Here is an 11,737-nt window from a genome sequence, read left to right on the forward strand (position 1 = left end):
TTTATTATAAGAGGGCTTTTCTTCACAGCCTATGTCACAAAATAAATATTTCTGCACCTTTCCCAACTGATCTTTGCTGGTTTCGTCCTTACTGGTCCCGAAATTCATGCGGAGTTATTCCGTAATGCTTTTTGAACATCTTACTGAAATATTGGGGATTCTGGTAGCCTAGTTCCGTCGTAATTTCGTATATTTTTTTGTTGGAATATTTGAGCAAATAAAGAGCCCGCTCCATTCTCATTCGGATAATATAGTCACCCAGACCTTCTCCGGTTTCAGCTTTATAAATTTTAGACAGATAGACCGGATGAAGATAAACCTGATCAGCAATCGTCTTAACAGACAGCTCCTGGCCTTTATCCTGGGAGATGAGCTCCTGAACCTGCTTGACCACATAGCTTTTAGCGCTTTGCTCGCTTGCGGACCATTCAGATTTAAGTTTGTTCATCATGGAAAATATCCACTCTTTGAGGTGGGAGAACGAATGAACCATTTTCTGCGCATGTAACGGATCGAAGCCTACTTGATCCATCTGCGTAATGAAACGTCCTTGTTTGTGCGCTGTATACATAAAGGCACTCGTCACCGAGATAAACAGCTCATATAAATGCTCGCGTGTATATCCCACCTCTTCCATTTTTCCAAATACACGGCTCACTTTCGCTTCGGCCTCGTCCCATTGTCTGGATTCAAGCAGATGAGTAAGCGTAGGGGGCATATATAGCCCCTCCAGTGACTTAACTGAGCTGTGTGGCTGTTCTGTCTGTTCTTCTATAAATAGCAGTGTATCCGTCTCCTCCTGATGGTTCCAGTATAAGGATCTAATCGCTGTCTGATATAGCTTAGGCAGTTCCTCTGGAAACTTAAACCATCCGGTTAATGCAACGTAAATTTCCCCTTTCAAGTAATTGCTCACATTTTTTCGAAAGGTCTCAATCGCCGCACTCAAAAAACGATTCTGCTCATCCACACTCCGTTCAGGAAATGAATTCCAATTCCCTTCTATTAATACAATTAAGCAGTCATGCGGCGCTTTACAATGCCAAACGTGAAAATCAGGTGCGAACACTTCTTCGGCAATATTTCCAATCGCATACTCAATTAAGGAGACTGAATGATAGTCCATATCAGAAAAATGCTTTCCTAGCTGAATAAGCAGCATACTGGCAGGATGTCCCGTGCGTAGCTTGATTTCGTACTCAGACATTTTGCTCTCTATTTTGGGTACTGGTAAATCACGCCCGAGTAGCAAATCATGCATCAAATGGGTCCGCAGTACACCAAAATCGTTTCTGCGGCTATATTGTAATTGATGAACCTTGTCAAATGCTTCCCATTCTTCCTTTAGCGAATCCATAGCGGCTGACACACATTTGATAAACTCATCATCATCTACCGGCTTTAAAATGTAATCAAAAGCCTTAAGCTGGAGCGCTTTTTTAGCATATTCAAAATCGGCATAGCCTGTCAGTAACAAACTTCGGATATGCGGCCATCGCTCGTTTACTTCAACAATCAACTCCAGTCCCGTCATACCAGGCATACGAATATCCGTAACCAGAATATCAATATCGTACGCTTCCAGCACATCCACTGCTGCTAATGCGGAAGCCGCTTGATGAACCCTCTCGATGCCTAGCGTCTCCCACGGAATGGTAGCTGCCAGACTTTCTGTTACATAACTCTCATCATCTACTAGTAATATCTGAATCATCTGTTCCCTCCGTTTTAACTATATTCGAATTTGGCGAAGGCTCAATTAAACCATTCGCATGCTCTCCTTCTATTGAGAGCGACCATTTTAAAACTGCACGCAATCCTCCCATTGGAGACAAAGAGAATTCCAGTCCTGCATCTTCTCCAAAATGTAATCGCATACGTTGATGCACATTCCACAAACCGTATCCATGATCCTCTCCCACAGGCTTGTCAAGCGTTGATGTCAGGGCAGTTATAGCCTCTCTACTCAAACCGAGTCCGTTATCATCCACAATCAGGTACATATACGAGCCAACACGCTCGGTTAAAATATGAATTACACCATCCTCCGCTTGAGGCTCTATCCCATGCAGCACCGCATTTTCCACCAGTGGCTGCACTACAAGCGGCGGAATCAGCAGACTGCTAGCCTGTGAAGAAACATGAATTAAGAACGTTAGCCTTGGCATACGCATCTGCTGTATGTTCAAATAATATTGAACAAATTCGACTTCCTCTGACAATGGAACCAAATCCCGCTCCTGTCTGGTTGTGTATCGATAATACCTGGATAAATTATGAGCCATGGCCACGACCGCCTCATGATTGCGCAGTTTCGCCATACTTGTAATAAACGAAAAACAATTATAAAAAAAATGCGGATTGATTTGTGACTGGAGCTGCTTTAGTCGCGCTTCCTTGACATGTAGCTGCTCAACATACACCTTCTCAAACAGCTCCTGAATCTGTTCGACCATCAGATTAAATTGACTAGACAGGAAAGCAAACTCGTGACTCCCCCTTAGACTTAATCGAACAGCATAGTCTCCATCCTTTAGTCTCCGAAATGCCCGCACAAGCTGAAGAATCGGCACTTGTACCTGTGAATGAAGCAAGTAAGCGCCAATCAAGCCTACCAGCAGCGAGCCAACAACAGTTATATAAAACAGTCGATTCGATGAGTAAATCGGAGACATCATATCGGACAAAGGCATATAATCAATCAAATACCACCCCGTCGTTTGCGAAAGAACGGCATGAACCAGGTAGCTTTCTTCTCCAATTTTCACAGTCAGATTATCAACTTCATGGAGCCCCATTTTTTCTAATTTTGAAATCAGCTGTCCAGACAGCTCTTCATTGGCAGTACGATTATAGATCGCTCCTACGCCTTTTTTATAATAAAAAGGCTCCTTTCGGCCATCACCTTTGAAGCGGTCAAGCATATCCTGAATATTACTGCTGTCAAATTCAACTTTAATAATCGTGTTAGCGGTTTCTGGATTACCAAGCGAAGAAAATGGGGATAATGTATACAATGAAAATATAAATTGGTCTTTCCCGTATGATCTTTTTTTGGATACCTGCCAGCCGTCTTTTATCAGCTGATTTAGTTTTTTCTGGTCATAGAAACCTGCTCCATTCTCCGATACAACTCGTCCAAGCGAAGGAGAATAGATACTCAGCCCTGTTCTCCAATTAGAAGAGCTTTCCTGAAGCCCAAGCTTGGTTTGGATTCGTTTGACCAGATTAATTCCATCCAGATTGAGAACCTTGTCCTTCAAAAAAATCGCTTGAAAACTGGCTACATCGGGATCATGAATCAGCAGATGCGGCCAGGAGGAAATCATTTCAATATTCGTATTCACCTGATTTTGAAAAAAAGTCAGCTGATTATAATTAGATTGATTCAGCTCCTCACGTAATACACCTGTCGTTGTCTGATTAGAATAGACATACAGGATCAGCACAGGTATAAGCAATACAATAACGATGGAGACGATTTTAGTATAAAAATTAAATTTAAACATGCGTTCTACACATCCTCTGCACAAAAAACAAGCATACTTAAATGGTATGCCAGAGCCCTGACCTTCGTTGCCGTCAGTACATACTATACATTATCAATGGTTGGCGGTGATAATATGTTTGATGCTAAGCAAATGGAATGGTTTGACCAACTATCCGCTGAAGACTTGGCCATTTTAGGTGCCGGCTTCAATACACTAGGTGATTTTTTTGATTTTCTGGCGTTGATTAAGGCCAGACAGGAAACAGCCCAAGGTAATAAAAAGTAATAGCACTATTTCACAACAAATTTCACACGAGTTCCATCCTCATACTCATCCAATTGGTGACTGACCCATGATCCTGCCCCACGATTATCCTTAGGGGCTATGTATTTGATATTTGCACCTTTACCACCTTCTGAGCACATAGCCATCGGCCATTCGTCACGATCGTATCCTTTACGAGTGGGAACACCTGCAAGCGAATGCTTGCGATTTTGCTCGGCTCCTTCACGGTCAATTGTGCATACCGGTGATTTTCCCGCCTGAATGGCTTCCTTAATATGCTGCGCCGTTTCAGGGTAACGACCTGACGGGAATTGCAGCGTAACCTGAGCCGATGAAGGCGGGTTCTCTCCTGTCATTTTCGTAAGAAGATTGCCTCCTTCAAACCAGTACGCGCCCAAAGCTAGCAGCACTAAAGCTATAAAACTTAGCAATTTTTTCTTCAATTTCCCTCTTCCCTTCAAGCTATTCCAGTAGATACCTTCAACTAAGGTAATCCCCGGATTTTATTTTTTTGTAACCCCTTACTGACTATAAACAAAGGTTGAATATTCGACGACAAATAGTATAGAGAGGAGGTTGTACGAATGAACGATGAGATCAAACTGGCCGTGAGCCAAATGCAAGCCGTTATAATCCGGTTACTGAATGGAAGTACCTTAATTGGCTGGCCTAAGTTCCTATCTGACCAAGAAACTCAGCAATTCAAGCTCTACGATGACGAACACGTATATACGATTTCCGTTAATGACGTGGATACGGTCGCAAGAGTTATTGTATAAGATACAGGGAGCGACTTAATGAGACATCCAGTGGACAAGCCCGAACAAAGCACACCACAGGAGAAGACTGATCAGAATCCCCCAAAATAAACCTTTAAAAAGCTTCATACCTTACTGACAACCTTTCCGACTGGGCTTTTTCCCCATTATAACATGTCAGAAAGACAGCTGTCGCAGCTTGCTCTTATATCATCTTCGTATCATATATATTAAATTTTAAAATCACGACACAAAGGAAATAACGAAATAATTCCGAAAATTATGCCTAATCACCAGTGAAAATGCAATCATGACATAATAAAAGTCACATTTTAATCAAAATTTAATGAAAGTTTTCCGAAAATGATGTATAATTATTGACATAATAAAACGCACGAGGTGATCATCATGGCATTATTAAACAGAGTTCATGAATTAAAATTGCAACTGCCTAACGAGCATCATAGCATTTCCCAATACGTGGAGCATGCATTGCATTCGATTGACAGTTTTGTGGAGCAACATCGTCAATTTGTAGCCGCTCAGGCTCTATATGGTGAAAAAATCAATGGTACAGAAGAAAGACTGTTCCGAGACACAATTTCTGAGATTAAAGCCCAACTGGTAGCTACTTTGGAAAAGACAGTTGAAGACTTCGCACACAAAGGCGATAAGCACTGGAAAAATCATTATCAGGACGGCGTAGAATAAGCTGAAAATAACCCCCGGTCTTTGGACCGGGGGTTATTTTGTATAAGTGGATGTGGCAATATGCGTAGACTATTTTAACACTCTAGCCGATGTCGCTACAGTCTTACCACCATAGACTACTTTGATACTGGAACTTCCGGTATCAATCGCCTTCACCTGACCGCCAGTAACCTGTACGATCGACGGTTTGGAAGATGTCCATACCGCTGAGCTTGTCACATTGGTAGTTGCGCCTGAATCATAAACTGCATTCACACTAAGCACTTGAGAGGAACCTTTAGGCAGCTTCAGGTTTTTATTGCTCAATACCAGTTTGAGCAGCTTAGGTGTGACCTTGATCTCAACGTTAAACGACTTATCCTGATATGTGCCCGTAATCGTTGCGTTTCCAATTCCAACGGCTTTAATGGAAGAGCCTTTTACGATCGCTACGGAAGCATTCGATGTTGTCCATTTTACTTTACTGCTCAGCGTAGCTTTTTTACCTTCTGTATATATGCCGATGACTTTGATGGACTTACTTCCTTTCAAATTCATATCAGCACTCGAAAAGCTTGGTGTCAATGTAGAAATGGCTCCTTCCACAATGACAGGTACTTTCACATATTTGTTCATATACATAGCCTTAATTCCAGAGTTACCGCCATTCACCGCTTTTACTTTACCATTTGCTACTGTAACTGCGGCTGTTGTACCTACCCAGCTTACCTGATTGGTAACATCAAGGATTCCGCCACCAGCCATGTGTGCTTTTACTGTCGGAATACTTGCTTCTTGGCCTGCAACCAATACGTATTTTTTCTCTGAAGCGGTTAGTTTAAGTACTTTGTATTGCACAGTCACTGGAATATCCAGTTTGAGTGCACCTACCGTTGCTGTCAATGTTGCACTGCCTGGGTTCACTGCAACTAGCTTACCATTTGCTATTTTAACTGCACTTTCACTGCTTAAGCTCCATTTTACATCGGATTGAACTGCTTTTTTTGCTCCATTGACCAAATAAGCAGATATACTCGGAAGAGAAGTTTTGCCTCCTGTTTCGAGAGTCAGACTGGCTTTGCTCGAAACCAGTTTTTCAACCGTTGGAAGTACATTAATCTTCAGAGTCTTGCTCAAACCGTGATAGGACGCTGTAATCGTCGAATTGCCTGCATCCATTGGTGTGATTTTACCTTGCTCGACTGTGGCAACCAGCGGATTGGAGGAAGTCCATTCTGCCGTGTTGGTTACATCTGTTTTGCCGCCAGTCAGGTTGACATCGGTTGCACTAACCTGAATTGGGGAGCTACCTAGAAAGACCGATTTGGCCCCAGTTGCACTCAATACTAACGCCTGAGAAGAAGAACGCACATACACCATCGTTTGTGCTTTAAGTTCATCTTTGCTTGCTTTAATGTAAGTCACGCCTTTGGCAAGTGGACGAACAAGACCATCTTCAACGGTAGCAACAGCCGCATTCGAAGAAGTCCATTCGACACCGGATACATTTTCCGTCCCACCTCCAGTAAGTACACCTTGAGCAGTCAATTGCTTTGATTCTCCGCCAATCGTCAAATTAATGGGATTAGACGGATTTAATTGCAGCTTGCTGTAAGGCGATTTTACTGTAATCGTTGTACTTACCGTTTGCTTCTCATATGTGGCAACAATCTTAATCTGCCCTTTTGACACAGGAGTAATGAGCCCCTTATCAACCTTTAAAATGCTTGAATCCCCAGAGATCCATTCTGCCTTTTGGGTAACATCTTCTTTGCCCTTTTCAGTCAATGACCACAGTTTTAATTGAGCGGGGCTTCCACCCAGATTCAATGTAGTCGGATTTTGACTGTCCCACTGTACCGTGGAGGTCGTGCTCTCCTCAGCCCGGATCAAACCCGCTGGCCATGCTGCAAATACAAACATCAGCAAAGCAAGTAAGAAGGTACTCCGTTTGCTCATACGTTTCATACGCTCCATTCGTTTCTCTCCCTTAGTTTCATCTCTATAAAATAGGATAGAATTAACAATCCCATTACTTTTATCGGTTAGCAGCTTACTAAATTGAACCCTTCATCAAAAAAAGGTGAATAATTACAGTTAAAGTTCTCCACGCAGTGACCTTACCACAAACAAATGCTCTTCTTTAGATAAGGTTTGTCCATCTTCAAGGATTACATTGTGTGCCGAGTGACTAACCAGCTTTACATTATAAGCAATCAGCTGATCTTCTCTCCAAATCATCACCGCCGACTGAAAATGAATGGCATTATCAAACTGTAACGGAACACTCATTACATAACCGATAGCGTTGAGCTTCGCCGGATGGCGGCTTCTACGCTCACGCCCCGGAGGAAGCATGGTAATATACGTAATATTTTCAAAAGGAATAGCCAGCATTTTCGGGCCTAAAATAACGCACTTTCGTATATCATCCCATTTTTCAAGCGTGCCGCGCACCTTCTGGGTATGATCGTTGTTGCCGTGATATAAAATGACCTGACGTCCCTTCCATTGACGCATGTCCTCACCTCCAGTGCTAGCGGTTAGGAATCTCCCACCGAATCGGCTCCATTCCATGCTCCTGCAAAAATGCATTGGTACGCGAAAAAGGCTTGCTGCCAAAAAAGCCTCTGTGAGCCGCCAATGGACTCGGATGAACGGATTTCAGCACCAAATGCTTGCTGGTATTCACGAAGCTTGCTTTTTTCTGAGCATGGCTCCCCCACAAAATAAACACTGCTGGCTGCTCGCGCTCATTAATCGCTTCAATGACAGCATCCGTGAAACGTTCCCAACCTATTCCCTGGTGAGATTGCGGTTGTCCTTCACGCACGGTTAACACGTTGTTTAGCAGCAGCACACCTTGCTCAGCCCAAGGAACGAGGTATCCCTGATTCGGAATGGGAGTACCGATATCATCGCGAAGCTCCTTATATATATTTAGTAGAGATGGCGGTGTTCGCACACCAGGTCTAACAGAAAAGCTCAAACCGTGAGCTTGTCCCTCTCCATGATATGGATCCTGTCCCAATATAACCGCTTTGGTCAGATGAAATGGCGTTAATTTAAGTGCGGAAAACAAGTCTTCTTTTGGAGGATATACCTTATGTAACTTGTACTCTCGGGCTAACGTATACCTTAATTCATTAAAGTATGGCTTTTCGACCTCTTCTCGTAGTACATCATCCCAGTCATTTCCAAACATACCCCTGTCTCCTCTCAATATGTAGATCTGTGAAAACGGTAAGCTTTTTGATCCAAAAAAATAAGCTGAACTCCTCATCCGGAGCCAGCTTATTTATTCGTTACCTGTGTTATATGCCGAAGGACCAGGAAAATATCCTTACGGTAATCAGCTACCGCAGGTCTAAATTCGATTTCCTTATTATAACATTAACGATAATGATGTCAAGTAACTGAAAGCTTAATTCCCTCAGAAGAAAAGCTCTTTATTGCTGTATTTATTACGATTTTGTATGAGCATTCAAGTATTCCAATGCATTATATAACATAACAGCAGCTTCAGCACGTGTAATCTCGCTTTTTGGATGAAACTTTTCATTCGCATCCAAGACATTGACCTTGTAAACTAGCGAGCGTTGAATGCTACCTTGGTAGGAAGGCTCTAGTTCGCTGTCATCCGCAATATTCGCAGGTGCAATTTTAATCATGAGAAGAACGCCTGCTTTTTCCATGCCCTGAATCAGCATGTGGGTGAACTCTTCCTTGGTCAGCGCTTTGGCAGGATCGATATCTTTTGGAATGTCTACGCCATTATAATGCGCGTTGATAAAGGCTTCGGCATACCATGCAGTATCCTTAACATGGGTAAACAGTCCGCTGGCCTGTGGTGCCTTATTAAAATCAATCGCGGCCAAACTGAGCTGGAGTCCGCCGGAGATCAACTGAATGCCTTGGGCAGCGGTCACTTTAGATGACGGGAGAAACTGCGTGTCAGAGACACCTTTGAGTAGACCCTGATCTTTAAGGGATATGATTTTTTCTTTGCCGCTTACGTTGTTCAAATCCTTGAATTGACTGTCTGCCGCAGACAATTGACTTCCAAAGGAGAAGGACAAAATGGCTACGGTTGTAATGGCTGCGAATGCACTTTTTCTCATACTCATGTTAAGTTCCACCTTGTAGTTGAATTAGGCCGCTTGGCCATTAACAACTTCATTGACGTAGTATAAGCTGGAAAAGTTGCAAGCAGACGCTGTTGCTTCTTATGCTACATGCCTTCCTTTTTAATATAATACCTTCTCCAGACTGCGTGCCAACTCATCATCGGGAAGGGGCTTGCGATGCGTATTCTCTAGGTAGATATATTTCTCTGTTTCTGGCATTAAATATTGTTTGGACCACAGGAACATATCCGGACTGTCTCCCTGAAGACGAAGAAATCTCCGCACAGTGTCCGCATGAGAAATAGTGTTATCTAGATTGGTTAACCAATCTGCCCGGTAGAAATGCTCCCATCTTCCAGTTCCTGCGAGCGATAAAGCTTCTTTACCCATTCGGTAGCTCCAAACGGCATGAGAAGCTTGTATAAATGCTCGTGGATAATCTTTTTCAAGGAACAGCCCATAAGCGCTACATAAGCTTGCCAGTCCACGTGAGCCACTTAGATGCAGTTCAATCTGCACAAGCAGTTGATTATACAGCCTTCGACATTCATCTTCTGACAACTGCTTCATGATTCGTAGACACCGCTCTCGCAGTTCAACCCAGTCCGGGATTGCCGACTCGGCTTTTTCCTTGAACCAGCGTATCTGTTCAGGAAAAGGCCTTTTTCCAGTAGCCCAGTACAGCCGTTCATCACGGCCTTCCTTGCCTTGTAGCCAATACCCCATAATTTGCCGAGCTGGATGGTGATAGAATTCCTCCCCTGCTCGATCATCCTTGTGCGGGCCATAAACGATCGTACAACGGGAATAATCCCGGTATAATTGGGAAATCTCTTGAAGCTGACTACTGTACAGCCGCCCGATAAAATCAGTAAGCTGATCTTCAGCATCCACTTCACCCTTCGTCCATAAATTTGCTACTAAATCCAGCGTATATACATGTGGCAAAATATTACCTGAATTGACTAGCAGGTACTCGTCCGCCCCTGAAGTAAACGCTGCTGTTAATTCCTCTACAATCAAGCTGGCTGAGGAGGGAAATTGGGTAAGATGGTTTGACGCTTGCAAGTCGTGGAAGGTCACATGGTAATATACTCCATTCTTGCCCCCATCCTGCGCCTCAGGCAATGCTGGTATACGATAATTAAGATTCCCATGGCGCCGAGATACCATTTTACCGTAACCATTGTCCGCCCATATTTTGATCACCCCTTCGGGTACTTCAATATGCCCCTGCTTGTATAACTCGGCAATCTCACCATACATCGCCATACAGCACACAGGATGCTCCACAAATTCACAGATCATATTGTACTGCTTGCGAACCACATACGAGATTAATTGTCCACGTTTGTCCGGCGTATTAAAGGAAGGATCATCTTCCCAAAAAGGCTTGTCACCCTGCCCGCGAAAAGATAATACCCATACAATCTTCTCTTCCTTTTGCCGTTCAATCGCTTCCTGCCACAGCTGTTCAAACAACTCGGGATGCTCTCTGTAGCTAGCTTGTTTACCCGGAAAGGCGCGCAAAAACATCTCCGCCCCCAACGGTTCAGCATGATGATGTGTGATCCATAAGCCCATGTCTGCTGCAAGCTTATGATGGATACCTGTGCGTGGTAAATCGGTTCCGGGAATCACCATATTTCCACCACAGCGCAGTAACGCTTCAAAAACGGGCTGCCACACCTGCTCCGTCGGTGGATAATCATCCTTCCAGCCAATCAAGCATACCTCATCATTGACAAACCATCCCCGATATCGGACCTTGGACGGTATACTGTCAACATTCTGACTCGGCAAAACTATGGTATCCCGCTTAGGCGGTAGAATCTCCGCCCAGAACCAGAACGGCTCCACACCCAGAGCGAAACGGCTGTAATGAAGCAGTCCATAAATAATCCCTAATTCATCACGGCCAATAATATGGAGTACCGTTCCCTTGCTACCAGCAACAAAACGCAGACAATAGCCCTCTGGCCAATGCGGGCAGCTATCTCCTTCCTGCGCATAACGGATAATGATCGAGGGCTCTACTTCTGTTAGCAATGGCTCGCAGCCAAACACTTGCTTATGATCTCGCGCAATCATATTCCAAGCGTGGGCAATGGGCACACTTCTATCAGCTTGAAGATTGTATCCGCTTTCAGATGAAATAGTCAGAGGTTCACAGGCCTTCATTTATTGTCATCTCCTATTTTTTCAGCTATGAGGATTCTTCTTGTCTTTATTTTATAGGTTGTCAACATACATATAAAGCTTTACCAACGTAAATATAGCTTTTTTTCGGTAAATCATTTGAGAGTTGAAGCTTCATTTGAGAAAGAAAAAAGTAAGGAACAGGAGAGAAATAAGAAAGACTTGACTGCTACACTAAAAATGTTCC

The 11,737-nt window shown here is 43.5% G+C and carries 11 protein-coding genes; 3 read left to right on the forward strand and 8 right to left on the reverse strand.

The features are described from left to right. Positions 1–88: 88 nt before the first annotated feature. Together NLX74_RS20330 and NLX74_RS20335 are read right to left on the reverse strand one after the other, a co-directional pair. The gene (locus tag NLX74_RS20330; RefSeq protein WP_254329794.1) at positions 89–1,714 is read right to left on the reverse strand and encodes a response regulator transcription factor; all 1,626 of its coding nucleotides are present in this window, start codon (positions 1,712–1,714) and stop codon (positions 89–91) included. Further along, positions 1,689–3,509 (reverse strand): sensor histidine kinase, encoded by a 1,821-nt coding sequence (locus NLX74_RS20335; protein WP_254329795.1) that lies wholly within the window; start codon positions 3,507–3,509, stop codon positions 1,689–1,691. The genes NLX74_RS20330 and NLX74_RS20335 overlap by 26 nt, the downstream gene beginning before the upstream one ends. Positions 3,510–3,623: 114 nt before the next feature. On the opposite strand from NLX74_RS20335, the gene NLX74_RS20340 reads away from it, so the two are divergent. Beyond that, positions 3,624–3,776: a hypothetical protein gene (locus tag NLX74_RS20340; RefSeq protein WP_172828254.1), complete on the forward strand. Its 153-nt coding sequence runs from the start codon at positions 3,624–3,626 to the stop codon at positions 3,774–3,776. A 5-nt stretch (positions 3,777–3,781) separates the two neighbouring features. On the opposite strand, the gene NLX74_RS20345 is transcribed toward NLX74_RS20340, so the two are convergent. Beyond that, positions 3,782–4,219, reverse strand: a complete 438-nt coding sequence (locus NLX74_RS20345) for a NucA/NucB deoxyribonuclease domain-containing protein (RefSeq protein WP_023989364.1) — start codon at positions 4,217–4,219, stop codon at positions 3,782–3,784. A gap of 141 nt (positions 4,220–4,360) precedes the next feature. Here NLX74_RS20345 and NLX74_RS20350 point away from each other — a divergent pair, with 141 nt between their 5' ends. Further along, complete coding sequence (locus NLX74_RS20350; RefSeq protein ID WP_235309475.1) at positions 4,361–4,555, forward strand: hypothetical protein; 195 nt, start codon at positions 4,361–4,363, stop codon at positions 4,553–4,555. A gap of 387 nt (positions 4,556–4,942) precedes the next feature. Further along, a complete protein-coding gene (locus NLX74_RS20355; RefSeq protein ID WP_061828458.1) occupies positions 4,943–5,245 on the forward strand; it encodes a hypothetical protein in 303 nt (100 codons plus the stop codon). Between the two features lie 69 nt (positions 5,246–5,314). On the opposite strand, the gene NLX74_RS20360 is transcribed toward NLX74_RS20355, so the two are convergent. From NLX74_RS20360 to NLX74_RS20380, 5 genes are all read right to left on the reverse strand, one after another. Next, positions 5,315–7,201 carry an Ig-like domain-containing protein gene (locus NLX74_RS20360; RefSeq protein WP_254329796.1) on the reverse strand — a complete coding sequence of 629 codons (1,887 nt, stop codon included), beginning with the start codon at positions 7,199–7,201 and terminating at the stop codon, positions 5,315–5,317. Positions 7,202–7,321: 120 nt separating this feature from the next. Then, entirely contained in the window at positions 7,322–7,744 is a 423-nt protein-coding gene (locus tag NLX74_RS20365; RefSeq protein ID WP_235309471.1) for a hypothetical protein, read from the reverse strand. A gap of 16 nt (positions 7,745–7,760) precedes the next feature. After that, complete coding sequence (locus NLX74_RS20370) at positions 7,761–8,429, reverse strand: uracil-DNA glycosylase (RefSeq protein WP_013310967.1); 669 nt, start codon at positions 8,427–8,429, stop codon at positions 7,761–7,763. A 259-nt stretch (positions 8,430–8,688) separates the two neighbouring features. Beyond that, positions 8,689–9,351, reverse strand: coding sequence for an S-layer homology domain-containing protein (locus NLX74_RS20375; RefSeq protein ID WP_254329797.1), 663 nt, complete (start codon positions 9,349–9,351; stop codon positions 8,689–8,691). 120 nt (positions 9,352–9,471) lie between these two features. Continuing rightward, a complete protein-coding gene (locus NLX74_RS20380) occupies positions 9,472–11,532 on the reverse strand; it encodes a glycosyl hydrolase 115 family protein (protein WP_254329798.1) in 2,061 nt (686 codons plus the stop codon). Positions 11,533–11,737 lie beyond the last annotated feature (205 nt).

This window comes from Paenibacillus sp. MZ03-122A, assembly GCF_024213325.1.
Classification (GTDB): Bacteria; Bacillota; Bacilli; order Paenibacillales; family Paenibacillaceae; genus Paenibacillus; species Paenibacillus polymyxa_B.